This window comes from Agrobacterium sp. FDAARGOS_525 (assembly GCF_003938925.1).
GTDB classification, from domain to species: domain Bacteria; phylum Pseudomonadota; class Alphaproteobacteria; order Rhizobiales; family Rhizobiaceae; genus Agrobacterium; species Agrobacterium pusense.
On sequence record NZ_RKIU01000003.1, the window covers coordinates 485,076 to 508,910 of the forward strand.

Annotated in this window: 26 protein-coding genes; 11 read left to right on the forward strand and 15 right to left on the reverse strand. The window is 60.5% G+C overall.

Translation table 11 applies throughout. From position 1 onward, the window contains the following. Positions 1 to 92 precede the first annotated feature (92 nt). On the forward strand, positions 93 to 368 hold the full coding sequence (gene sciP, locus EGT36_RS03630) for a CtrA inhibitor SciP (protein WP_003491799.1): 276 nt from the start codon (positions 93 to 95) through the stop codon (positions 366 to 368). A 228-nt stretch (positions 369 to 596) separates the two neighbouring features. Next, positions 597 to 878 carry a GNAT family N-acetyltransferase gene (locus EGT36_RS03635; protein WP_004443362.1) on the forward strand — a complete coding sequence of 94 codons (282 nt, stop codon included), beginning with the start codon at positions 597 to 599 and terminating at the stop codon, positions 876 to 878. Between the two features lie 237 nt (positions 879 to 1,115). Here EGT36_RS03635 and EGT36_RS03640 read toward each other — a convergent pair whose 3' ends face one another. Both EGT36_RS03640 and EGT36_RS03645 read right to left on the reverse strand, forming a co-directional pair. Then, on the reverse strand, positions 1,116 to 1,319 hold the full coding sequence (locus EGT36_RS03640) for a DUF1059 domain-containing protein (protein ID WP_172965621.1): 204 nt from the start codon (positions 1,317 to 1,319) through the stop codon (positions 1,116 to 1,118). A 283-nt stretch (positions 1,320 to 1,602) separates the two neighbouring features. Further along, positions 1,603 to 1,953, reverse strand: a complete 351-nt coding sequence (locus tag EGT36_RS03645) for a flagellar export protein FliJ (protein ID WP_003491821.1) — start codon at positions 1,951 to 1,953, stop codon at positions 1,603 to 1,605. A 482-nt stretch (positions 1,954 to 2,435) separates the two neighbouring features. Between EGT36_RS03645 and ctrA the strand changes: the two genes are divergently transcribed. Further along, complete coding sequence (gene ctrA / locus EGT36_RS03650; protein ID WP_004443365.1) at positions 2,436 to 3,140, forward strand: response regulator transcription factor CtrA; 705 nt, start codon at positions 2,436 to 2,438, stop codon at positions 3,138 to 3,140. Between the two features lie 121 nt (positions 3,141 to 3,261). Beyond that, positions 3,262 to 3,789 (forward strand): GNAT family N-acetyltransferase, encoded by a 528-nt coding sequence (locus tag EGT36_RS03655; RefSeq protein ID WP_037091827.1) that lies wholly within the window; start codon positions 3,262 to 3,264, stop codon positions 3,787 to 3,789. Between the two features lie 30 nt (positions 3,790 to 3,819). Here EGT36_RS03655 and EGT36_RS30930 read toward each other — a convergent pair whose 3' ends face one another. The 5 genes from EGT36_RS30930 to chpT form a co-directional block, all read right to left on the reverse strand. Beyond that, entirely contained in the window at positions 3,820 to 4,485 is a 666-nt protein-coding gene (locus EGT36_RS30930; protein ID WP_286083519.1) for an alpha/beta hydrolase family protein, read from the reverse strand. Positions 4,486 to 4,500: 15 nt separating this feature from the next. Further along, positions 4,501 to 4,866 (reverse strand): alpha/beta hydrolase family protein, encoded by a 366-nt coding sequence (locus EGT36_RS30935; RefSeq protein ID WP_286083520.1) that lies wholly within the window; start codon positions 4,864 to 4,866, stop codon positions 4,501 to 4,503. Positions 4,867 to 4,998: 132 nt separating this feature from the next. Next, on the reverse strand, positions 4,999 to 5,106 hold the full coding sequence (locus tag EGT36_RS31305; protein WP_341769867.1) for a DUF6616 family protein: 108 nt from the start codon (positions 5,104 to 5,106) through the stop codon (positions 4,999 to 5,001). Between the two features lie 45 nt (positions 5,107 to 5,151). Then, on the reverse strand, positions 5,152 to 5,679 hold the full coding sequence (locus tag EGT36_RS03665) for a GNAT family N-acetyltransferase (RefSeq protein ID WP_006700334.1): 528 nt from the start codon (positions 5,677 to 5,679) through the stop codon (positions 5,152 to 5,154). Between the two features lie 84 nt (positions 5,680 to 5,763). Continuing rightward, positions 5,764 to 6,411 (reverse strand): histidine phosphotransferase ChpT, encoded by a 648-nt coding sequence (chpT, locus tag EGT36_RS03670; protein WP_004443377.1) that lies wholly within the window; start codon positions 6,409 to 6,411, stop codon positions 5,764 to 5,766. A gap of 252 nt (positions 6,412 to 6,663) precedes the next feature. On the opposite strand from chpT, the gene EGT36_RS03675 reads away from it, so the two are divergent. Then, a complete protein-coding gene (locus tag EGT36_RS03675) occupies positions 6,664 to 7,260 on the forward strand; it encodes a DUF1134 domain-containing protein (protein ID WP_004443378.1) in 597 nt (198 codons plus the stop codon). A gap of 310 nt (positions 7,261 to 7,570) precedes the next feature. Next, complete coding sequence (locus EGT36_RS03680; RefSeq protein ID WP_004443381.1) at positions 7,571 to 8,821, forward strand: coiled-coil domain-containing protein; 1,251 nt, start codon at positions 7,571 to 7,573, stop codon at positions 8,819 to 8,821. Positions 8,822 to 9,057: 236 nt separating this feature from the next. Here EGT36_RS03680 and EGT36_RS03690 read toward each other — a convergent pair whose 3' ends face one another. Both EGT36_RS03690 and EGT36_RS03695 read right to left on the reverse strand, forming a co-directional pair. Continuing rightward, positions 9,058 to 9,912 (reverse strand): TrmH family RNA methyltransferase, encoded by an 855-nt coding sequence (locus EGT36_RS03690; protein WP_037091832.1) that lies wholly within the window; start codon positions 9,910 to 9,912, stop codon positions 9,058 to 9,060. Beyond that, positions 9,902 to 10,294, reverse strand: a complete 393-nt coding sequence (locus EGT36_RS03695) for a hypothetical protein (RefSeq protein ID WP_004443384.1) — start codon at positions 10,292 to 10,294, stop codon at positions 9,902 to 9,904. The genes EGT36_RS03690 and EGT36_RS03695 overlap by 11 nt, the downstream gene beginning before the upstream one ends. A gap of 38 nt (positions 10,295 to 10,332) precedes the next feature. Here EGT36_RS03695 and EGT36_RS03700 point away from each other — a divergent pair, with 38 nt between their 5' ends. The 3 genes from EGT36_RS03700 to rpoH all read left to right on the forward strand — a co-directional run bounded on the left by EGT36_RS03700 (position 10,333) and on the right by rpoH (position 13,471). Then, positions 10,333 to 11,355 carry an RluA family pseudouridine synthase gene (locus EGT36_RS03700; protein ID WP_037091833.1) on the forward strand — a complete coding sequence of 341 codons (1,023 nt, stop codon included), beginning with the start codon at positions 10,333 to 10,335 and terminating at the stop codon, positions 11,353 to 11,355. Positions 11,356 to 11,577: 222 nt separating this feature from the next. Next, positions 11,578 to 12,402, forward strand: a complete 825-nt coding sequence (locus tag EGT36_RS03705; RefSeq protein WP_037091834.1) for a class I SAM-dependent methyltransferase — start codon at positions 11,578 to 11,580, stop codon at positions 12,400 to 12,402. A 166-nt stretch (positions 12,403 to 12,568) separates the two neighbouring features. Continuing rightward, on the forward strand, positions 12,569 to 13,471 hold the full coding sequence (rpoH, locus tag EGT36_RS03710) for an RNA polymerase sigma factor RpoH (protein ID WP_004443393.1): 903 nt from the start codon (positions 12,569 to 12,571) through the stop codon (positions 13,469 to 13,471). Positions 13,472 to 13,898: 427 nt separating this feature from the next. Here the strand turns inward: rpoH and EGT36_RS03720 are convergent, their stop codons facing one another. Continuing rightward, the gene (locus EGT36_RS03720; RefSeq protein ID WP_037091838.1) at positions 13,899 to 16,205 is read right to left on the reverse strand and encodes a hypothetical protein; all 2,307 of its coding nucleotides are present in this window, start codon (positions 16,203 to 16,205) and stop codon (positions 13,899 to 13,901) included. 70 nt (positions 16,206 to 16,275) lie between these two features. Further along, on the reverse strand, positions 16,276 to 17,574 hold the full coding sequence (locus EGT36_RS03725) for an adenylosuccinate synthase (protein ID WP_004443399.1): 1,299 nt from the start codon (positions 17,572 to 17,574) through the stop codon (positions 16,276 to 16,278). Positions 17,575 to 17,816: 242 nt separating this feature from the next. On the opposite strand from EGT36_RS03725, the gene EGT36_RS03730 reads away from it, so the two are divergent. Further along, positions 17,817 to 18,704 (forward strand): DMT family transporter, encoded by an 888-nt coding sequence (locus tag EGT36_RS03730; RefSeq protein WP_037091950.1) that lies wholly within the window; start codon positions 17,817 to 17,819, stop codon positions 18,702 to 18,704. 51 nt (positions 18,705 to 18,755) lie between these two features. Here the strand turns inward: EGT36_RS03730 and EGT36_RS03735 are convergent, their stop codons facing one another. Continuing rightward, on the reverse strand, positions 18,756 to 19,289 hold the full coding sequence (locus EGT36_RS03735; RefSeq protein WP_037091951.1) for a transglutaminase-like cysteine peptidase: 534 nt from the start codon (positions 19,287 to 19,289) through the stop codon (positions 18,756 to 18,758). A gap of 660 nt (positions 19,290 to 19,949) precedes the next feature. On the opposite strand from EGT36_RS03735, the gene EGT36_RS03745 reads away from it, so the two are divergent. Beyond that, on the forward strand, positions 19,950 to 20,534 hold the full coding sequence (locus tag EGT36_RS03745; protein ID WP_004443407.1) for a transglycosylase SLT domain-containing protein: 585 nt from the start codon (positions 19,950 to 19,952) through the stop codon (positions 20,532 to 20,534). A gap of 245 nt (positions 20,535 to 20,779) precedes the next feature. Here EGT36_RS03745 and EGT36_RS03750 read toward each other — a convergent pair whose 3' ends face one another. The 3 genes from EGT36_RS03750 to EGT36_RS03760 all read right to left on the reverse strand — a co-directional run bounded on the left by EGT36_RS03750 (position 20,780) and on the right by EGT36_RS03760 (position 23,826). Then, complete coding sequence (locus tag EGT36_RS03750) at positions 20,780 to 21,394, reverse strand: alpha/beta hydrolase (RefSeq protein ID WP_037091839.1); 615 nt, start codon at positions 21,392 to 21,394, stop codon at positions 20,780 to 20,782. Between the two features lie 250 nt (positions 21,395 to 21,644). Beyond that, on the reverse strand, positions 21,645 to 22,589 hold the full coding sequence (locus EGT36_RS03755; RefSeq protein WP_006700433.1) for a VOC family protein: 945 nt from the start codon (positions 22,587 to 22,589) through the stop codon (positions 21,645 to 21,647). Positions 22,590 to 22,749: 160 nt separating this feature from the next. Beyond that, positions 22,750 to 23,826, reverse strand: coding sequence for a siderophore-interacting protein (locus tag EGT36_RS03760; protein WP_006700432.1), 1,077 nt, complete (start codon positions 23,824 to 23,826; stop codon positions 22,750 to 22,752). Between the last annotated feature and the right edge of the window lie 9 nt (positions 23,827 to 23,835).

Consider the following 23,835-nt stretch of genomic DNA (forward strand, 5'->3'; position numbering starts at 1 on the left):
CTTAATAAATTGTCACGAGCTGCTTAGGCAATTTTTAAAGGTACGGGGCTAAAGTTCCCGTCATATGGTCTTGAGTTTGTATAGAGTGTCCAATGACCGAAATGATACGCCCACGAGTTAAATATGTCATCGGCCCCGATGGCAGCCCTCTGACGATTGCGGATCTTCCGCCTGCCAATACCCGGCGCTGGGTCATTCGCAGAAAGGCAGAGGTTGTTGCCGCCGTGCGCGGTGGACTGTTGAGCCTCGAAGAGGCCTGCGAGCGTTATACGCTCACCGTTGAAGAATTCCTGTCCTGGCAGTCCTCGATTGCCGATCATGGCCTTGCCGGCCTGCGCACCACGCGCATTCAGCAATACCGCCACTGAGAAAGTGCGCCGGCGCGCCAAAGGCGCCCAACGCCGGATTTTCAAAACGCCCCGTCAGTTTATCGACGGGGCTTTCGGTTTGATTTCGGATTTTTCATTCAGAACCATGCCTGCTGACGGTGAGAGATTGTCACCGGTTTGTGTCCGCTGCGTTCGCTATCCCGCTGTTTCAATTCGGGCGCAAGCCGCTACAGTGGAGATACGAACAGCAATGGGAAGGCAGAGATAATGGATATCAAGACAACCGAAACCGGATCGCGCGGCGAATATCTCGCAACCGTCGACGGCCATACGGCGGAAATGACCTATTCCCGCACCTCCCCTTCCCTCATCATCATCGATCATACCGGCGTGCCCGATGCGCTTCGCGGCAAAGGCGTCGGCCAGGCACTTGCCGCCCACGCCATCGATGAAGCCCGCAAGGGCGGCTGGAAGATCATTCCGCTCTGCCCCTTCTTCAAGGCCCAGACCCTGCGCCATCCAGACTGGGCCGATGTTATCCAGGGCTAAGGGCGCTTTATCATCTGTCTGAGGGCAGAAGTCGCAAGCGTCGCGGCATATTTCTTCTCCCCGCCGGGGAGAAGGTAGCCCGAAGGGTCGGATGAGGGGGAAACGCCAGTAATATGCGGAGAACTTGCCCCCTCGTCCCGCTGCCGCGAACTTCTCCCCGGCGGGGAGAAGAAAAAAGCGGCTTACGCTTAATCCCTCACAGCCGTTGCAAATATCGCGTCATTTCATAAATGCGTGTCACGCCACCTTCAACGGTGGGGTCCCGGCATGCATGCTCCGGCGGACCTCTTCCCGAAATTCGAGCGTATCCTTTGCGCCGTGCACGGCCACGGCATGCTGCACGGCCGCCTCCATCAGCTCCTCCTGGGAATCGGCCGAAATGGCAACGGTGCATCTGCTGTCACTGGGAAATTCACGGCAATCGATATATTGGCCGGCCATTTTTTCCTCCCTGCAATGGCCGCCCGCACCCGCACGGGTGCGTGCGCGTAAAAGCCTCCGGCTCACGGTCGGAACCCCTGTAAAATACGCCTTTCCGCATGTCCGGACAATCGAAATCGGGGCGGCCGCCCCGTCGTGGCGCGCTGGCGAAGCAGCAAGGCAAAAGGCCGCCCTGGTGGAGCGGCCTTTCGAAAAAAAGCATGTCGTCCCGTCATTGAAAGCCGCCTCCTGATCCACCGGCAGCCGTCAATGAGGACGAGGTTCGTCAGTTCTGCGCCACCTGTCAGGCGCGGGCGCGGATGGCTCCGTCGCGGTTTTCCAGTGCGGCGGCCTTTTCATATTCGGCCTGCACCTCTTCCAGCGATGCCTCGGCGGCCTCCTGCTGGGCCTTCAGTTCCCGGATGGAAACCTGAAGATTATCCGCCCGCTGGCGCGCGGCCTTGGCGAAGGTCGGATAGGCGAAATGCGTCGGATCGGTAATGCCCGACTTGCTCTCTTCCAGAGAGATCTGATGCACCAGTTCCTTTGCCATCCGCTCGAATTCGGACATCATCTGCTGCAGCTGGTTAAGCTGCCTGCGTTTTTCATTGACCTGAAATTCCTTCAGGCGAACCAGGCTGTCACGCGACTTCATACGCAATACTCCATGGATAGCGAGACCCGGATCAAAAAGGGCACTATGCCCCCTCGACCGGCCCGTTTAACCCGCCCTTTCAACCGGCCGGGTTAACCCGTTGTGCCGGAATGATTCCCGAAAGTTACCCGGCGTTAATAAAAAACCGCCGCCGTTAACCTTTCGTTTACGGGCATCGTTAATGATAAACACGATCATTTAAGGGTCGGTAAATGCCAGGTCCAAAAAAATGGGCCAGACGATGTAAGAGTCGATTGAATCACTTAGCGGGAAATCCTCACGTTAAGCTTCAATTTTGGCGATGGTGGATTCACGTGCAAAAACAGCGAAATGCCTAGTTTGCTTAATAAATTCGATACACCTTGCCAAAGGCAATTAGAATTTGTTAACCATTTGGTGGCAGCCTGCAAATCAGGCAACGTCTGGATCCGCATCGCGCGAGGCAATGTTTTACCGGTTCGCGGGCGGCAAAGGGGATAATTATGCGGGTTCTACTGATTGAAGACGACAGCGCGACAGCGCAGAGCATTGAACTGATGCTGAAGTCGGAAAGCTTTAACGTTTACACGACCGACCTCGGTGAGGAAGGCGTGGACCTTGGCAAGCTTTACGACTACGACATTATTCTTCTCGACCTTAACCTCCCCGACATGTCGGGTTACGAGGTGCTGAGAACGCTTCGGCTTTCCAAGGTCAAGACGCCGATCCTCATCCTGTCCGGCATGGCCGGCATTGAGGACAAGGTTCGCGGCCTCGGCTTTGGCGCAGACGATTACATGACGAAGCCGTTCCACAAGGACGAGCTTGTTGCCCGCATTCACGCAATCGTCCGCCGTTCCAAGGGCCATGCGCAGTCGGTCATCTCCACCGGCGAGCTGATCGTCAATCTCGATGCCAAGACGGTTGAAGTGGGCGGCCAGCGCGTTCACCTGACCGGCAAGGAATATCAGATGCTTGAGCTGCTTTCGCTGCGCAAGGGCACGACGCTGACCAAGGAAATGTTCCTGAACCACCTTTATGGCGGCATGGACGAGCCGGAACTGAAGATCATCGACGTCTTCATCTGCAAGCTGCGCAAGAAGCTGGCAAACGCCGCCGGCGGCGCGAACTACATCGAAACCGTCTGGGGCCGCGGTTATGTTCTGCGCGAGCCGGATGGCTCGACTGAATATCTCGAAACCGCCTGATTCCTGCTGGAACAGGGCTGTTTTGAAAGACCCGCTGGAAACGGCGGGTTTTTTGTTGACTGCGGGTCGCGGCAGGTCGGCAACGGCGTCCCGCTCAGGCGGAGGCGCCAGAGGACAAAAAATGACGGACACAATCCCCACCCTCGTGACAAATCGCCTTAACCTTCGCCCACCGCGACTGGAGGATTTCCCGGCCTATCGTGATTTCATGGCGTCACCGCGCTCCACCGGCGTCGCCGGACCGCATGATCTTGCCGCCGCATGGGCCATGTTCTGTCAGGACAGGGCATTGTGGTCGTTCTTCGGTCACGGCGCGCTGATGATAGATCTCGCCGAGAGCGGCGAATGCATCGGTCAGGTCGGCATCAATCACGGCCCCCTCTATCCCGAGAAGGAACTGGGCTGGCTGCTTTACGACGGTCATGAAGGCAGGGGTTATGCTGCGGAAGCCGCAACGGCGCTGCGGGACTGGGCCTTCGATACGCTGAAGCTTCCAACCCTCGTCAGCTATGTCGGCGCAGGCAACCGCCAATCCGCCGCCGTTGCGGAGCGAATCGGCGGGGTGCTGGACACTGCCGCGCCGCGCCCGCTGCCGTCCGATCTGGTCTATCGCCATGATGTGCGAAGGGATCGGCATGCAAGGACGTGATCGATAGAGCCGCATTTATGCGGCCCGTCTTTATTTTAAAGCGTCACGCAGAAAGGTCGTGACTGCACCACGGATCTCCTGATGCAGTGCCGCCCTGTCTCTTCCGCCACCGCTGCGGCATATGAATGCTTCATCGGGCGATTCTTCCAGCAGGCGTTTTTCGCCATCTTCCTTGCATATCTGCATGAAACTCAAATGGGTGGCGTCCGGTATCACATGATAGGTGGTCGTCGCCTTTGGCAGAAGAGCGGCGACACGGTCTGAATCGGCTTTGATCGCCGCAATCTCCGGCGTTTCCACGCCAGCGGCCATCACCAGAACCGGAACGTCCACCTGTCGCAACGTCTCAGGCAGAAAGCCCGCAGCCGGGCCCAGATCAAGCGAAACGACAGCGCGAATACGGTTATCATACCTACTCATTGAGAGGCGCGGATCGGCCTTTCCACCACCAATAATTCCCACCTTGCTTAAGAGCCGGTTGGCTTTGCATTGCGGCGGCAGCGGCGTCACATCGCAACCTTCAAGAGCCAGATCGGCACTATATCTTGCGCCTGCGAGTTCCATTGCGGTCCAGCCGCCGAGCGAATGGCCGATGACTGCGATGCGCCGACTGTCGATGCGCCCGGCAAGCGCCTCATCTTTGAGGAGCGCTGTCAGGACCGTACTGATGGCGCGTGGCCTTTCCCAAAGTGCCACCACCTCGTTTCCCTTCTACGCCTCGAAATCTTCGCCAGCATGATCGGGTGCGGCGACGACATAACCATCATGCACCAGTTCACCCGCAAGCCAGTTGAGGTTGCGCCAGCTGCCGCCGTAACCATGAGACAGCAGCACAAGCGGGTGAGAACCCGGGGCACGGGAGGCGTCCCGGAGAACATCAAGCCCGAAAAATATGGCGTTCTCGCCGACAGTCTCCGCTTTCCCGGAAGACGTGGTTGGATACCACATTGAAACTGCGAGAGTTTTTCCGCCTTGATCAGCCGGCAACTCAATCTGTTTGAAACCTACGGCCTCTTTGGCGGTCACGCTTGCGGTCAGCGCGAAAAGGAGCATTGCAGCTAGTGCCAGTATGCGCATGTTTGTCTCTCCGTTGGTCTGGACGGAGAAAAGATTGGCTTATCCGATTGCTGGAGAGACCTTGAACGCGCTCGTCGTCGTGCTCGATCGTGATCGAGGCCGTCGCGGCAACGGCCAGGTTCACGTGACGGATCAGATCGCTGCAAGCTGCTGGAGATGGCCTGTCATGCCGACACCCTCCCCGCCCGTATTCACCGTATCGAAGTAGTCGTGCCAGCCGCTCTCGGCGGTTGCCTCCACTACTATGAGTCAAAGCCCTTTGTCCGTGCTTTGGACATCGTGGAGTTAGGGTGTCCTGATCCGCTCGAAAAGCCGCACGGGGCTTTCCCGGAAGGTCGTCTCCCGGAAAGGGCGGAAGCCGAAGCGGGTGGCGATTGCGAGGGAGGGTACGTTGAGCGGATCGATCATGCACACGATCCGGTTCGATATGCCCTGCGTGTCGAACCAGCCAAGCGCGGCCTGCACGGCTTCGCTCGCCACGCCCTTGCCCGTCAGATCCCTGTCGATCTTCCACATGGCCTCCGGTGCGGTGTCGAAATCCGCGCCATGTCCGCGGCGCATATGGGCGAGACCCACCTCGCCGACGATTCGTCCCGTGGACAGTTCCTCGACCACGAAGGGCCCGAAACCGAAGACGGACCAGTGGCCGATGAAACGCAAAAGCCGCGCGAAAGCGAGTTCGGGGTCGAGCGGCGCTATTGAGTTCACCCCCGGAATGGGTTGAACGGCCGCGCTCCAGAAAGCGCAATAACGCGCTTCGTCCTCGATGGCATGCGGCCGAAGACAAAGACGCGCGGTTTCGACACGAATCATGAGACCTCCCCTGGAAACGAAAAAGGGCCGGGCGCTGGCAAAACCGGCCCGACCCCTGATGGCATCACTGTCGCATTGAAACGATCACGCCGCGATCGTCTTTGCCGTGAAGACGATACGATCGTCATGCACCTTGTATTCCACCGTCATATTGGCCTCCTCGGCCAGAAGCAGCGTGTAATAGGGCTGAACGGAATGGGCGTCGACCGCCTCTTCCAGCCTGCCCTCGTAGATTTCCACGAACTTGCCCGGCACGCGCATCATCCGGCCCTTGACGGTGATTTCGAACTTCGCGTCGCCATCGGGGTTTTCAAGCAGCACATCCACATTGCCACCGCGCGGTATCGCGCCATAGGCCACGAGAAAGAGGTTGAGCAGAAGCTTGACGCGGTTCTTGGCGACGATGGCGCGCGGGCCGTTCCAGCTGACTTCCGCCTTCTTTTCGGCCTCTGCAAAATCCTTGGCGGCCTTTTCGGCCTCGCCGGTATCGATCGACGCGCCGGCGGAACCGGAAGCACCGAAAGCAAGGCGGGCGAACTTCAGCCGCACGGATGCGTTAAGGGCTGACGTGCGGATGAGATCGAGCGCATCGTCATCCGTGCCGCCCTCGTCCAGCAGTTCGAGGCCGTTATTGATGGCGCCGACAGGCGAAATCACATCATGGCACACACGGCTGCACAGAAGGGCCGCCAGATCGGGACCGGACAGCGTGATATTGAGTTTGCTGGTCATAAAATTCTCTCCTGCGCAAGGGAGGCGCGGACGGTGTGGAAATTGTTAAGCCATAATGACACCATATTTGGTAAACCGATTGTTAATAGGATGGTTTCAAAATGCCAAATGCCTTAACAGGCCACACTGGAGCCCCGTGTATCCGTCAGGATGCGCGAAACATGCTGTAGAACTTTGACTCTGCGCGTCGGCCCTTTCGAAAAACCGATTCGGATTTTCGAACCGACGCGCTAACGAAACAGACGGACGGACATGACGATGCGCCTTAAGAAAACCCGCACCATTGCACGCCTCGGACTGGGAAAGATCGTCGCGCTCCTCGCGAGCCTGCTGATATGGGTCGCACCGGCCGCGGCCCAGAACAGCGATCAATATTCTTTCCAGGAAGTCGTGGATGCAGGCCACGGATTCTTCGGCGAAACCACCGGCGGCCTTGCCAAGGTGGTGGAGCGCGCCTTCCAGCAATACGGTCTTCCGAACGGTTACATTCTCGGCCAGGAGGGCTCCGGCGCCTTCGTTGCCGGCCTCACCTATGGCGAGGGCACGCTTTACACCAAGAATGCCGGCCAGCACCCCGTCTTCTGGCAGGGGCCGTCGCTCGGCCTCGATTACGGCGGCCAGGGCACCCGCGCCATGATGCTGGTCTACAATCTGCCCTCGGTTGATTCGCTCTATCGCCGTTACGGCGGCGTCAGCGGCTCCGCTTTCATCGTCGCCGGCGTCGGCATGACCTATCTGAAAAGCAGCGAAGTTACGCTCGCCCCCATCCGCACCGGCATCGGCGCACGCCTCGGCATCAATGTCGGTTACCTGAAGCTCACCCAGCAGCCGACCTGGAACCCCTTCTGATTCGCTGAGGTCTAACCGGAGCTAACGGTGGTCTATAGGATGAGGCATTGCGGCAGCTTTCTTCTCCCCGCCGGGGAGAAGGTGGCCCGAAGGGTCGGATGAGCGGGCAACCTTGCCGTATCTCATAACCCTCGCCCCTTCATACCGCTGCCGCGGACTTCTCCCCCTCGGGGAGAAGAAACAAGCGGCAAGGTCCCGCCCACGAATTGCCAAAGGGAAACCCCTCCCCACGGTTGCAATAATAGCGTAACGTGTTTTCGCGCCCCTCTTTCCGAATGCGCGCGTATCTGAGTTTCGGAGACTGTAAAGCGTGATCGAATATGCCATTCTCTTCGGATTGGGTTTTCTCACCGCAACCCTGCTGGCCCTGTTGATCGCACCTGCGATCCACCGCCGCATCGTCGCTTATACGGAAAACCGCATACGCGCGACAATGCCCATCAGCCCGCAGGAAGTCCGCGCCCAGAAGGACATGGCGCGTGCGCTCTACGCCGCCGAAAACGCCAAGGTCCGCCAGGAACTGGAAACGGAGCGGGAAAAGAACACCTCGCTCCGCCTCGCCAACGAGGCCGCTTCCAGCGATGCCTATCGCCTCGGCGAGCAGAACCGCAGCTTTTCCCTGAAGATCGAAGAGCTGACGCTGGAGATCGGCGAATTGCGCGCCGCACTTGACGCCAGCGAAGAGCGCGCCGGCATCATCCAGGCCAACCTCCTGCAGCAGGAGCAGGCTGCCAATGAGCGCGCCAGCCAGATGTCCGATCTCACCGCCCGCCTCACCAACCTGACGCGCGAACTGGATGATTCGAAAATCCTCGCCGCCACCCGTGATCTCGAAGCCGAACAGGCCAAACAAAGCGCCACACGCTTCCGAAAGGAAGGCGAGACCGTCACTCGCGAGCTTCAGGATATCGCCAGCCGCAACCGGGAAGCGATGGAAGCCGTGGCGCGCGAAAGCCGCAAGGTGACGAGGCTTGAGGAGCAACTGGCCAGCACCATCGCCAAAAACGCCGACCTCGACACGATGCTGACCCTGCGCAACCAGGAGGTCGCGCGCCTCAAGGAACAGTTGGCCGCAACCGGCGGCCGCAGCAACGACATGATCATCCGCCTGCCGAACCCCGCTGTTCCCGCCGAAAAGCCGGTTGAGCGGCAGCAAGCCGCAGCGCCGGCCCCTGCCGCCACGCTCGAAACCGCGCCCACCATCGAGACGGACGCACAACAGACGGTAGCCCCAGAGGATGCCGCCCCGGCCTCCCCGCCAGAGGAGCCGGGCGCACAGCCGGGCGCATCGGCACCGGAAGGTCTGGAACAGGAAATCGAGGATATCCGCAATCAGGGCACCGCGCTCACCGAGCGCCTGTTGAATGTGCGTGGTACCGGTAATGACGAGCCCATCCGCCGCGAAATCGCGAGGATCGCCGCCGAAATGATCGCACTCACGGCGGCGCAGGAGGGTGAGGCATCGCCTATTCCGGGGCTGCTGGCCAAGGCGTCTGGTTCATCGGGGCGGGAGAGCCTTGCGAAGCGGGCGAAGGTGGTGATGGAGAAGCGGAAGCGTTAGGTACTCGGTGTATGCCGCTTCACCCCCCTCTGCCCTGCCGGGCATCTCCCCCACAGGTGGGGAGATCGATATGCGGCAAGGTTTTGCCCATCTCAACGTTAGAGAATGAAGTGGCGATATCGCGTCTTGCCGATCTCCCTCCTTGTGGGGGAGATGTCCGGCAGGACAGAGGGGGGTAAACCCCACCCACCAAGGCAAGCGTAAACTTCATCCGCAAAGATGGCGTTAAGCACTCCTCACACCCGCCCGATCACCCCCGCCATCTGATAAAGCGCCAGCCCCGAAGCCGTCCCCGCATTCAAGCTATCCAGCTGCGGCGACTGCGCAATCCGCGCCGTATGAAACCGCGACAGCACCGATTGCGGCAACCCCTCACCTTCCGTGCCGATGACGAGCGCCATGCGTTCAGCGCGGGGAATATCGCGGATTTCGGTCTCGCCACCGGGCGAAAGGCTCCAGATCGCAAAACCGGCTGCCGCGAGCCGCTCCAGCATCTCCACTGCCCCGCCGCCGCGATGATAGGGGACCGACAGCACCGACCCCACGGAAACCCGCAGCGCCTTGCGATAGAGCGGGTCACAGCACGTCTCGTCCAGCAGCACCGCATCGGCATAAAAGGCTGCGGCGTTGCGAAACATCGCTCCGAGATTGTCGTGGTTGGAAATGCCGCAGCCAACGAGCACCAGAGACGACGCGGGAAGCGCTGCAATCATCTCTTCCAGGCCGTCATCGCGCACCCGCCGCCCGAGCGCCAGAATGCCGCGATGCAAATGGAAACCGACGATACCATCCAGCACCGGCGCTTCGGCCACATAAACGGGCACATCTTCGGGGAAATCGGAAAGAATATCCGCAACGCCGGAAAGCCGGTTGCGCAGGATCAGGATGCTCTCCGCCGCAAAGGCCCCACCCGCCTTGTGGGCGGCGGCCAGCATGCGCAGCACCACCGTGCCTTCGGCGATGAAACGCCCCTGCCGGCCGGTGAGATCACGCTCGCGAATATCGCGAAAGGCGGCAATGCGCGGATCGGCCGGGTCATCGACCGGAATCAGCGCCCGGCCATCCAGCAGGTTATTGACCTCACTGGCCATCAACAGTCACGTCGGCCAGGAACCGGCCGCTGGCGACGTTGAAGACCAGCGCCTTGCGCGTGCCGTTGGCCAGCCGGCCGTAAAACAGCATGTCACCGCCGGAATAGCTGACATTGTCGATCGTGAAGCCCTGCGGCAGGCTGGCGGTGACGGCCATCGGGCCACTACCAGTGGGAACGGCGAGGTTCGGCGCTTCCGTCTGCGTCTGAACGGCCTTCGACGGCCCCATCGCCTTGTAGACAACCGCACCGAAGACAGCCATAAGGCTGATAAACATCACGGAGCCCGACACGATCTGCAAACGGATCATCTTGCGGCGAACTTTTTCCATGGCCGGATCAAGCGGCTTGTCTTCCTGTTCGTCTTGCTCGATCTGCGTCATCGGGTTCCCTGAAATGCTGATGGATCGGAAAAATAAGAATGAACGACCCCTTTAAACAAGGCGGAGACGCAAGGAAAGTCCTGATTGCCGGGGAAGACGCCGAAGGCCGCCTCGATTCCTGGCTGGCGGGCGAAGTGGGCAGCGACTTCTCCCGCAGCCGCCTGAAGGCGCTGATCGAACAGGGCGCGGTTTCCCTCAACGGCAAGCCGGTGACCGAGCCGAAAAAGAAGGTGCATTCCGGCGACCGTATCGAGATCGTCATGCCCGAGCCGGAAGACCCGGAACCCAAGGGCGAGGACATTCCCCTCAACGTGGAATATGAGGATGAAGACCTGATCGTGCTCGTCAAGCCCGCCGGCCTCGTCGTGCATCCCGGCGCCGGCAACTGGACAGGAACGCTGGTCAACGCCCTCATTCATCATTGCGGCGACAGCCTCTCCGGCATTGGCGGCGTCAAGCGCCCGGGCATCGTACACCGGCTGGACAAGGAAACGTCAGGTGTCATGGTCGTTGCGAAGAACGACAACGCCCACCGGCATCTGGCCGCACAATTTGCCGACCATGGCCGCACCGGGCCGCTGGAACGCGCCTACAAGGCCGTCGTCTGGGGCCGCCCGCGCACGCTGCGTGGCACCATCGACGCAGCGCTTGGCCGCAGCGTCGACCGCACCAAACGCGCCGTCAAGCACGAGGATTCGGATGATGCCCGCGAGGCAATCACCCATTACGAGGTAGTCGAGCGTTATCACGAGCGGCCGGACGCCACCTGTCTCGCCTCGATGGTGGAATGCCGTCTCGAAACGGGCCGCACCCACCAGATCCGCGTGCACATGGCCCATATCGGCCACCCGCTGATCGGCGATCCCGAATATGGCGCGGCTTTCCGTACCAAGGCGAACCTTCTGGAAGAACCGGCAAAGGGCATCGTCGGGCGCTTTCCGCGCCAGGCACTTCATGCCTATCTGCTCGCTTTCGAACACCCCCGCACCGGCGAGGTGATGGAGTTCGAAACCAAGCTTCCAGAAGACATGGAAGCCTTGGTCGCCGCATTGCGTGCCTGAAAACGCCTGGCGCAGTTCCAAAAAACTGCGCCGCACATTTCGCCGGAAGCTTCGGATAACAAAAAAAGATTAGCGGAACGCGATATTCTGCCGACGGTCCTCTTCATAGACCGCCCCAATTTCGCTTTAATCCTCGCACCTCCTTTGCCTCGCAAAGCCTTGAACCGCCGCACGTTCGAACTGCCTTGAACGGAGCCGGCACGATGACGGGATCGCGTGCGCATGACGATTAAAGACCGCCGGTTTATATTCCAGGAGCTGCGCAGCGTCGAAGGTTACATCGACCCGCCGGATGCGCTCGTCTTCAAGGCACTTCTGCAGGCGCAGACGAAAAGCGCCCTTAGTGGCGGCATCGCGGAAATCGGCGTCTATTACGGTCGCTCCTATTTCCTGCTGCGCAAATTCGCGCAGAGCCAGGAAAAGGTGCTGGGCGTCGATCTTTTCGATCTGGACCCGCCGCAAGACGGCAGCCTCGACCAGTATGAACGCCTGATGGAAAACGGCCGCCGGCTGGGTTTCACAATGGATCGGGACCTCATCATCAAGGGTGACAGCACGCGGCTGACACCAGACGACATCACGTCCCGCATCGGTCCGGCACGCTTTTTCAGTATCGATGGTGGCCATCACCTGCATCACGTGCTGGCCGATGCGAAACTGGCCATGGAGGTGATCGCGCCGCACGGCATCATCGTTTTCGATGACACCTTCAACCCCGCCTGGCCGGAAGTGACGGTGGGTGTCGCCGATTTCCTGCGCACCCACGGCCACAGCCTCGTCTGCTTCGGCATGACGAAATACAAGACCTATGTGTGCCACCGCGAATTTCACTCAATCTATGCTCAGGCCATTGCCATCGATCCGGACCTGCAGGCGCTTGCCCATGTCGAGACGCAGTTCCTCGGCGCGAAGGTGGTGCGTCTGCACAATCCGATGCGCAGACGGGTGATGTATGAGCTTATGGTGCGCTCCGGCCTTGGCGGTTTTTCGGAACGAATTTACCGCTCGAAAGTTAAACAGATCAAAGAAGGGGTTGCCTCGACATAACGCATGTGTGAACGCAGCGTTCGCTTGAAACGCGGCGTGAGCGTACATATCTGTCACATGGGTTCGTGCGGGGTCGGTAACGACCCGCAGCTTACGGCGCGCCTCCGGCGGATTATTTGCCGATCAAAGAGGGTGCCGTTCCAGACCATAGATAAGGGGGTGCTTTATGGCCCGCAATAGTTTGCCTACGATTACAGCCGGCGAAGCCGGTCTCAATAGATATCTCGACGAAATCCGCAAATTCCCGATGCTGGAGCCGCAGGAAGAGTACATGCTTGGCAAGCGTTATGCCGAGCATGGCGACCGCGACGCCGCGCACAAGCTCGTCACCAGCCATCTGCGTCTCGTGGCCAAGATCGCCATGGGCTATCGTGGTTACGGGCTGCCGATCGGCGAGGTCGTTTCCGAAGGCAATGTCGGCCTGATGCAAGCGGTGAAGAAATTCGATCCGGAACGCGGTTTCCGTCTGGCCACCTATGCCATGTGGTGGATCAAGGCCTCGATCCAGGAATATATCCTGCGCTCGTGGTCGCTGGTGAAGATGGGCACAACTGCCAACCAGAAGCGTCTGTTCTTCAACCTGCGCCGTCTGAAGGGCCGCATCCAGGCCATCGACGATGGCGACCTGAAACCGGAGCATGTCAAGGAAATCGCGACGAAGCTGCAGGTGTCGGAAGAAGAAGTCATCTCGATGAACCGCCGCCTGCATGGCGATGCATCGCTGAATGCGCCGATCAAGGCGTCCGAAGGCGAGTCCGGCCAATGGCAGGACTGGCTGGTGGATGACCATGACAGCCAGGAAGACGTGCTGATCGAGCAGGACGAACTGGAAACCCGCCGCCGCATGCTGGCGAAAGCCATGGGCGTACTGAACGACCGCGAACGCCGAATCTTCGAGGCCCGCAGACTTGCCGAGGAGCCGGTGACGCTGGAAGAACTCTCGTCCGAGTTCGACATCAGCCGCGAGCGCGTGCGCCAGATCGAAGTCCGCGCCTTTGAGAAGGTGCAGGAAGCGGTGCAGAAGGAAGCGCTGGAAGCGGCGCGCGCCCTGCGCGTGGTGGATGCGTAAGACAGCCCGCTCATGACGCCAATGCGCTGACCATGAATCATCCTCGGCCTTCGGCCGGGGATTTTTTGTTGGTAAAAGGCGGGCGATAGGAAATGGTCTGCCCCTGCGACCCGCGAGTGTGCTGCAGGAAAACCGGTAGGAAAAATATCGATGCTTCAGAGGATGCCACTTACCCCCTCTGCCCTGCCGGACATCTCCCCCAGAGGCGGGGAGATCGGCAAGACGCGCTACCGCCGCTTTATCCTCGGCCGTTGAGTTGGTCGAGACCTCGCGGCATATCGATCTCCCTCCCTGTGGGGGAGATGCCCGGCAGGCAGAGGGGGGTGAGCCGCACCCACCAACATCCCCGAAACCCATCACCTGACACAGCAAAGACACCGCCGTAGCCATGTAACGAAAAGGGCGGCCTGAGCCGCCCTTTCAATCCTTATTGACCGCCCGTCGCCGGCGCTGATGCCGCCCATTCGCTGAGCGCCTTGTCGAAAGCGGCGATGCCGTCATTGCCCTTTTGCAGGGTCAGCAGCGCACGGCGGCCATTGCGGTAGGACACCGGAATATCGATCCAGTTGCGGCTCTTCAGAAGCTCCAGATTGGTCTTCATCGCATCCGGGAAGTCGTTGAGCGCGATCATGTGGAAATCGTCGGTGATCTTGGCCGGAACGGCGATCAGCGCGTTGCCGCGATCCTGCTCGGTGCTCTTCATCGCAATACGCTGGACGCTGTCGATCGCGCCGCCTTCAAAGCCGGGCGAAACCGAGAAGACGATTTCGATCAGATGGCTCGCCGGCAGCGACGGATCGGTGTTGCGTTTGAAGGTGATCAGCGCGCTGAGGCCACGGCCGGGAACGGTAATCTGCCCCTGCACGGTAGGCGAAGGCTTGCCTTCGGCATCATTTTCCTGCTGCAGCGACCAGGACACGCTGCCCTGAATCGCGGTCGGAACCGTCTGGCCCAGCACTTCCTCATAAAGGAACATGCGGTCGCCGGAAGCCGCGGCAGTAGGTTGCTGTCCGGCGGGTGCGCCAGCCGGTGTGCCGGCAGGTGCACCTGTATTGCCGGCCGGGCTTTCGCCTGCCGGCGGAGGCGCAACATTCTGCTCGTAGACCGACTGACCTTCCGCCGTGACGGGCTGGCCGTTCGCGCCCGGTGCCTGGCCCTCGTCACGCTCGGTGCCATCGGCCAGAAGCCGCTGGGTGAACTTTGTGCCGGTAACCGAACCATCATCGCCATGCGACTGGTTCGGGTGGTTGTTTGGTGTGGCCGTCGGTTGCTGCTGGCCGGCCGCAGGCGGCTGCTGGGTCGCGGGCGGTGTGGTGGGCTGCGTCTGCGCCGTCTCCGGCGAAGATGTCTGGGTACCACCGTTCTGGGCAGAATTGACCAGCCCGCCGACCATGTCGTTCAGCGCATCGCGGTTCAGCCAGAAGGCATAACCACCGCCGGCAAGCAGCGCCACGCCCACAAGTGCCAGCACCACGGAGGCATAGTTGCGGCGCGGCTTCTTCTTGACCATGTAGGCAGGCGTTGCCGCAGCCGCGCCGAGGCCGGGCGTTTCATCCGAAGACTGGCGGGTGGTGGACGACGCGCCGTCGTAACCGATCAGCTCGTCCAGATCATCCCAGGGCGTACGCTCCCTGTTGTCCTTCGCCTGCGCCTGATCGCCGAAGGGATCGTTATCGGCACGCGGCAGGACGGGGGCGTCTTTGGCGGGAATGGCGATATCCGCATCCTGAAAATAGGACGAGAAATCTTCCACGACGGCCTTTTTCGGAGTGGCCTCCTCGCTCTGTCGCTGCTCGGACAACTCGTCCCGGGCGCCGAAAGCCGGCGTCTGGCCGAACCGCTGATCCGCATCGTCCCGCCTTTCGGGATCCAGCGTCACTTCCGGTTCCTGATAATGATGCGCGGGATAATCGGCAACGAGCGGATGCTCATCCGCCTCGGCGCGCCTGTCGGCATAATCGTCCGCCGCGCGCAGGTCCTCGTCCCGCGCCTCATCCAGCTTGCGCCAGTCATCTTCATCCACCGGCTGCGCCCAGTGGGCCGGAACGGACGCATCCTCTGCGAGCGGTGCGGTTTCGAATTCACGATCATGCTCGTCGGCCGAACGATAGGCCGGCTCTTCCTCCGCACGGGTGAAATAGGTTTGATGCACCTTGTCGGAAGCGACGGGCGATACCGGCGCCACGGGCGTGGGCGCCTCATAAAGCTCTTCCGGCTCGGCTTCGCCATGCTGTTCCACGCGCGGCTCTTCGTGTGGCTCAGCGTAAACCTGCTCATCCCGCTCGGCTACGGGCGTTTCACGGCCGGGTTCTTCTTCGGTGGCCTGTTCTTCGTAGACCGGCTCGCGCTTGTCGGCCTCGACGGGGGCGGGCTCTTCATAAACCTGCTCCTGCTCTTCGTGCGTAACAGGCTCGGCGGCATGCGCCGCGCGGTCGTCTTCTTCGATTTCGTGCTGGTGGTAAGGCGCAGCCGCGTCTTCCGCGACGGGGGAGAACGCGTCATCCTCCTCCAGCGCCGGAAGCGCCTCGGCATATTCGCTGTCCACCTCGGCAATGGCGGCGTCCAGCTTGGCGATCTGCCGGCGCAACAATTCTTCCGGCGGACGTGGCTTCATATTCTCGAGCTGGCGCACAACCGCACTGCGCGCCTTGTCGTAAACCTTCGCCCGGTTTTCGGGAGTATTGTTCGCCAAGCCATCCACGGCCTTGCGAATGACTGCTACAAAATCCGCCATAAGCACTTTCTCGTCGTGACCGGCGACGTACCGGCCCGATATGGTTTATGAATCTAGATCGCCGAGGACATTAATCCTCAAACGGATCAGTCACAAGTATGGTGTCGTCACGCTCGGGACTTGTCGACAGGAGCGCAACCGGCGCCCCGATCAGTTCCTCCACCTGCCGGACGTATTTGATTGCCTGAGCAGGCAAATCCGCCCATTTTCGGGCACCGACGGTAGATTCTTTCCAGCCTTCCAGCGTGATGTAGATCGGCTCCACACGCGCCTGCGCGCCCTGGCTGGCCGGAAGATGATCGATTTCCTGCCCGTCAAGCTTGTAGCCGACGCAGATTTTCAGCTCATCCAGACCGTCGAGAACGTCGAGCTTGGTGAGCGCAATGCCCGTAATGCCGTTGGTGGCGACCGACTGGCGCACCAGCGCGGCATCGAACCAGCCGCAACGGCGCTTGCGGCCCGTGACGGTGCCGAATTCATGACCCTTTTCACCCAGGAACTGACCGATTTCGTCATTGAGTTCGGTCGGGAACGGGCCTTCGCCAACGCGCGTGGTGTAAGCCTTGGTGATGCCGAGGATATAACCCAGCGAACCAGGACCCATGCCCGAGCCGGCAGCGGCCTGGCCGGCTACGGTGTTGGAAGAGGTCACATAGGGATAGGTGCCGTGGTCGATATCGAGCAGCGAACCCTGCGCACCTTCAAACAGGATGCGGGCACCGGCGCGGCGCTTCTTGTCGAGCAGCAGCCACACGGTTTCGCTGAACGGCAGGATGCGCTCGGCAATCGAACCCAGCTCTTCCATGATCGTTTCATGCGAGACTTCGGCCGCACCGAAGCCGCGACGAAGCGCGTTGTGGTGCGTGAGGATACGATCGACCTTGGCGGAAAGCGCCTCCATGTCGGCGAGATCCATAACGCGGATAGCGCGGCGGCCAACCTTGTCTTCGTAAGCCGGGCCGATGCCACGGCGTGTGGTGCCGATCTTGGTGCCGCTGTTGGAGGCGGCGTCCTCGCGCATGCCATCCAGTTCACGGTGCAGCGACAGAATGAGCGTGGCATTGTCGGCGATACGCAGGTTTTCCGGGGTAACCTTGACGCCCTGCGCTTCCAGACGGCCGATTTCGGCGATCAGCGCATGCGGGTCGACGACGACGCCATTGCCGATGACGGCGAGCTTGCCGGGACGCACGACGCCGGACGGCAGAAGCGAAAGCTTGTAGCTGACACCATCAATGACAAGCGTGTGGCCGGCATTGTGACCGCCCTGGTACCGCACGACGACATCTGCCCGCTCGGACAGCCAGTCAACAATCTTGCCTTTGCCTTCGTCGCCCCATTGCGAGCCGACCACCACAACATTCGTCATTTCTTGCTTTCCTGCTCATGGCGCTTGCACGCCCGATAACCCGATGGGAAACCCAAACCCGCGAATGTATACTGTGTTGTTTTACGGAAAGCGACCCTGTTTCTTATGGAGAATTTTGCTTTTTCCGTGACAAGCCGCGGATTTCCCGCATTATCTCGCCCCGTGGGCCGCCAAGCGCGGGTGCAAGGCCGCCGCTCACCCCTCACCGTTTTCCCGCCCTTATGAAGAAGCGAAACATCAGCGTGCCTTCGAAAGCCTATATCGCCCTCATCATCGCCACGCTCTGCTGGGGCGGCAACACTGTTGCCGGCAAGCTCGCCGTCGGCCACATCAGCCCCATGGCCTTCACCTTCCTGCGCTGGGTCTTCGCCGTCGCCATCATCTTTGCCATTTCAGTGCCGCAGTTGATCAAGGACTGGCCGGTGGTGAAAAAACGCCTGCCCTATTTCTTCGTGCTCGGCAGCGTCGGTTACACGGCCTTCAACGTATTTCTCTACACGGCCCTGCAGCACACCTCGGCCATCAATGCCGCCGTCATACAGGCCGGCATTCCCATGGTCATTTTTGTTCTGAACTTCATCCTGTTCCGTACCCGGGTGCTGCTCGGCCAGATCGCCGGTTTCTGCCTGACCATTGCAGGCGTGGCGCTGCTCGCCTCGCATGGCGATCCGGTCTCGCTGCTGCAACTGGAAATGAATGTCGGCGACGCCGTCATGCTGCTCGCCGTGCTGGTTTATGCCATCTACACGGTGATCCTGCGCTGGAAACCCACGGTCGACTGGCGGACACTGATGGCCATCCCCGCCTTGTTCGCACTGCTTACGTCGGTACCGCTGGTCTTCTGGGAAATGTCGCGCGACAGCGTCGTCTGGCCGGATCAGAAGGGCTGGGTGCTGGTGGTCTATGCCGCCATTTTTGCGTCGCTCATCGCACAGATCCTCTACATCAAGGGCGTGGAACAGATCGGCGCCAATCGCGCCGGCCTGTTCATCAATCTGGTGCCGGTTTTCGGCACGTTGCTGTCGGTCGTCGTGCTCAGTGAGACCCTGCACACCTACCAGATCGCAGCGCTCATCATGGCGCTGGCCGGCATTGCCGTGGCGGAACGAAAAAAATCGCCGGCTTCCTGAACCCACAGGGTCAGAAAACCGGCGCAGTCTGGCAGGCATGAAAGGATGGGTTTAAAGCGCGGTTTCGCGCTCGACCGGAGAAAGGGCGGCATTGCCAAGGACGATATCGCCCTTATCGGTGGTGACGATCAGCACTTTTTCGAGCGATCCGTCATTGTTCAGCGAAAAGGCAAGGCGCAACGCACTGGAAGACCAGCCAGCGCCGGCGAGGGCGGCGCGCTTGATCGCGGCGCAGTCACCGCAATCTCCAAGGTTTGCAGAAGGCGTTGCCGGAAGATCGGTTGCGAGACCGGAAAAATAATCGTCGAGCGCGCCCATGGTGGTGTTCACATCGCGGTTGACGCGCAACAGTTCCTCACGGCGCTCGGCCGTCAGCGGCGCCGCGATGGTCGAAACGCATTGACCTGCGGAAAGGACGCAGCCATCGAAACCATCAGGTGCGGAAACACCAATCTGCGTAACGGCGGACCTCTCGACGGCGGCAAAACCGCGGGCAAAACCGGCAGCGCCAGCCGCGTCGGCATGGTTGGACATGGAAGCAACGGCAATTCCGCAGATGGCGGCAGCAATAATCTTCTTCAGCATTTTCATACCCCGTTTTGCGATCCGCCGGCTTGTGCCGGTCTCGATTTAGTTGTGAAGCATCTCTTTCAAGGGACGTTCTCTGTCTGTGATCCCACAATGGCACAACACTGTTTTCAGCCGCTTTAAGCCGATTGCTACAATTTTACCGGTTTTCATTTTTGTACAGCGGGCACGATTTATGAACATGCGCCGGTATCGTCGCCGCGGATTCCGCGGCAACGTCGGGAAGAGAAAAAGGGGCCGCATCGCTGCGGGGGTATCAAAGGGTGGCAGAGGGTTTTGCAAACGATGCAGCCCCGGCTTCAAACACATGGCCCGCCCGCCAAACCGGTTCCTGTTTGGAGGATGGGCATATGCCGGCCGCCTTGACTGTGACATCGGGAAACTCCCCGGTTTAGGCCGCCTGCCCCGCCCATCCTGCGCCGCGCGCACGCCTGATGACCGGTATGGGCAAAGTATAGTCTGGCTGGCAGCACCGGGGACGCGCGGGGATGACGCATTCTGAAAAAAGGCGCCGGGAGGTGGTTTCGCCCCATCCCGGCCACAGGAATTTTCAGCGGGTTAACGCCCGCCCGATCGGCGGCATTTGAATTAACCTTGTCTTAAAACCCGACGTTAATGGTTAGCAATTTAAGAATAACGGAACGAAAGGGTTCCGTTATGCGTGGCGTATTTGCCGTTGTTTTCCTGATGCTCGTTCTCGCCGGCTGCGCCACCGCACCGTCGCAGGTGACCAATGCCTGTGCGATTTTCGAGCAGCGCAACGGCATCTTCAACAATTGGCGGCGTGATGCGAAAGCGGCAGAACGAGAGTTCGGCGTGCCCGTGCCTGTCATGATGGCGACGATCTATACCGAATCCGCCTTCCGCCCTTATGCGCGGCCTCCGCGCACCAAGCTGCTGGGCTTCATTCCCTGGAAACGGCAATCGACGGCCTATGGCTACGCCCAGGCACTCGACGGCACATGGAGTGTTTACCAGCGAGAAACCGGCCGCTGGTCGGCAAGCCGTACCGATTTCACCGATGCCATCCACTTCGTCGGCTGGTATCACGCCAAGAGCCGCCGCGAAAACGGCATTGCACTGAACGATCCCTATAACCTCTACCTTGCCTATTATTCCGGCCATGCCGGTTATGCGAAGGGAAGCTGGCGCAACAATTCAGCCGTCCAGAAGGCTGCCCGCCGCTCCGCCAACATGGCGTTGCGTTACGAGGCGCAGTTGCAGCAGTGCGGGTATCGTTGAGGCTGGGCGGGACGAGGCTGGTCTAGGGATTACTTGACGGAGCAGTAAATCCCTTCTCCGTCATCCTCGGGCTTGACCCGAGGATGACCTTGAGTCTGGGCGAATGCACATCATCCGCGCCCCGTCACCCCGGACTAGATCCGGGGTCCAGTGCGATCAAGTCCTTGATCGCGAAAGACTCTTTTCACGGCACAGACGCGCCGTGGCTGGATGCCGGGTCAAGCCCGGCATGACGGAAGACAGCATCACTCCCCGTAAACCGAGAGAAATTCCCGCACGGCATCAATCTCGCTGGAGCGAATTTCATGCCCGCCCGGATGCCATACCGTCTCCACGGCTCCACCCTGCGCCTTCAGGCTCTGTTCCAGCGCCTTGGTCAGCGGCACCGGGCAGATCGGATCGCGCTCACCCGCCGTGATCAACACCCGGCGCGTGGCTTTGGCAGGGGAAATCTTCGGCTCGAACGGGATGAGCGGATGCATCAGCACTGCGGCATCGAAAAGCCCGGGCTGTTCGATCAGCACATTGGCGAGAATATTTGCGCCATTGGAAAAGCCGAGACCGATGACCGGACCGGCCTGATAATGTTCCCGGTTGGCCTTGACGAAATCGGCAAGCTTCCCGGTAGCCCGGGCAAGATCGGCCATGTCGTACACGCCCTCGCCGGTGCGGCGGAAAAACCGCGCCGCGCCGTGTTCGGAGACATCACCGACAGGCGAGAGGATGGTTGCCTGCGGCAGGAGACGCGAGCCGAAATCGAAGAACTGGTTTTCATCACCGCCAGTGCCGTGCAGCAGGACGAAAAGCGGTGCACCGACAGCACCGGCGCGGGACTTGTGGAAATAGCTGTCCTTGGTCATCGAAAAATCCTTTCTGGAAGGAGAGGTTCAGTGGCATCCACGCGGCTTTTTCAGCCGAACGGAACATTCCCATGTGGAGCAAGCGCCGCTTGTTTCTTCTCCCCGAGGGGAGAAGTCCGCGGCAGCCGAATGAGGGGGCGAGGGTGCGGTCTATCGCTGGCGTTGCCCCCTCATCCGTCCCTTCGGGCCACCTTCTCCCCGCCGGGGAGAAGAAAGACGCGGCAACATCCTGCCAAAAGCCATCGAGCGATTACGCGGCCTTCTCATCCCCCAGCGGCTCCAGATGCTCTTCCAGCACGGAGCGCAGATGCGCATGCTGGGTCGGCAGCTTCAGCGCCTCGCCGAGATGGGCGGTGTCCTCGTCGCGGTCGAAACCCGGCTCGTTGGTGGCAACTTCAAACAGCACGCCGCCCGGCGTGCGGAAATAGATCGCCCAGAAATAATCGCGGTCGATGACGGGTGTCACCTGATAACCGGTGTCCATCAGCGCCTTGCGCACCTCCAGCTGCTTTTCGCGGTTTTCGACCGCAAAGGCGATGTGGTGCACGGAGCCAGCACCCAGCCGCGCGCCTGATATATTCGGCATGGTTTCGATGTCGATGACATCGGCACCGTTGCCGCCGGGCATACCAAGGCGCAATACGCCGTCCTGACGGTCGACTTCCTGATAACCCATGAATTTCAGGAGCTCGGCCGTCGCACCTTCATCGCGAAGTCGCAGCGACGCACCCTGAAAACCATGGATCGCCTGATCCTGACCAACACCATTGCCGATCCACTGCGCACGGTTGTCATCCCTGACCTCGACCAGCGCAAAACCGTCACCATCGGGGCCTGCGAAATGCAGGCGCTTGTTTCCAAAGGCTTCGTCGGCCTTCAGGCCATCCACGCCGGCCTTCGAAAGACGCTCCTGCCAGTAGCCGAGCGACCCGTCCGGTACGGAAAACAGCGTTGTGCCCACTTCGCCGGTGCCGGGACGGCCGCGGGCGATATGTGGAAACGGGAAATAGGTCATGACAGAGCCGGGCGTGCCGACTTCATCGCCATAATAGAGATGATAGACATCAGGCGCGTCGAAATTGACCGTCTTCTTTACCCGGCGCAGGCCGAGCGTATCGGTGAAAAAACTGTTGTTCTGGCGCGCGCTCGCCGCCATGGATGTGACGTGGTGCAGGCCCTTGATCTGGTTGAGCATGATAAACCCCTTCTTGCCTGGCGGGCCGCATGGTTGGGCCCGTCCTCTTCATGGCGTAAAGATGGGGTAACAGTGCTCTCGGGCATAGAGTGGACAACGGGTACGGATTGTTCCCGAATGGTGAACGATAAAACCGACTGTTCAACGACCGATGAGCCAGTCAATGATCGTCGGCGACACCCAGGCTCCAGTAACCGACCGCGCGCAGAGCAGCTTTCGGCACGGAAATCTCGTCGGTAAGGAAGGATTTTGCCGCCCTCGCCTCGGATTTTTCGCAGGCGACAAAGACATGCAATCCTTCATGGTCCCCGCTCCAGGCATGGTCGCGCAGCGCTTTTTCAATAAGGCCGGCGGTGCCGGCGGCCTTGCCGCGACGATAGAGCCATGTCCACTCGACATTTGCCGCGCAAACGATTTCCTGCCGCTCGGCTTCGTCATCGATCTCGGCATAGACGCTGAGCTTCTTCCCGGCCGGCATTTCGGCCGCCATGCGCAGCATCACCGGCAGCGCCGTCTCATCGCCGGCAAAGACATAACGTTCGGCCTCCGGGCAGACACCGCTCGGGCCGATGATGCCGAGAACATCACCGGGCTTGGCCGTTGCGCCGAATGTCGCGCCCGGCATGTGGTCACCCTCATGCATGACGAAGTCGATATGGACTTCACCGCGCGCGATATCGCCGGAACGGATGGTGTAGACGCGGCGCGTGAGAAGATCCTCGCCCGCCGGCCAGACGATGGCCCCGGTGGGCGCAAGATAAGGCCAGACCGGCGCTCGGGCCTGATCCGGGACCAGAAGCAGCCGCACATGCATGCCGCCCGTCATCAGCCTTTCAATGCCGCTTTCGACGGAAACCACCAGCCGGCGCATATGCGGCGTCAGATTATAGGCGCGGGCAATCTTGCCGACGAAAAGATTGGGCAGTTCGCGCTGCTGCGCGCCATGGCCGCTCCAGCGGAAATCCAGCCCCGTCTCCCCGGAAAACTCGACAATATGCTCGGCCACCATGGCCTTGACCGACATCAATATATGTTCGGAAATGCAGCTGACGCTTGCGGCGAAACGACCGCCTTCTGCGCTGAAGCGGCCATGGCCGTATTCGGTCTTGAACCGAACCGTCGCGCCTTCGCGCTCCATCTCCATATGCTCGGAAAAATGATCCTCGAAAGCATCGACGATCGACAGCGGATCGGGCAGTGAGACGGAGGTTTCGGCAGACAGGAGAGACACGGGCATAATCCTTCA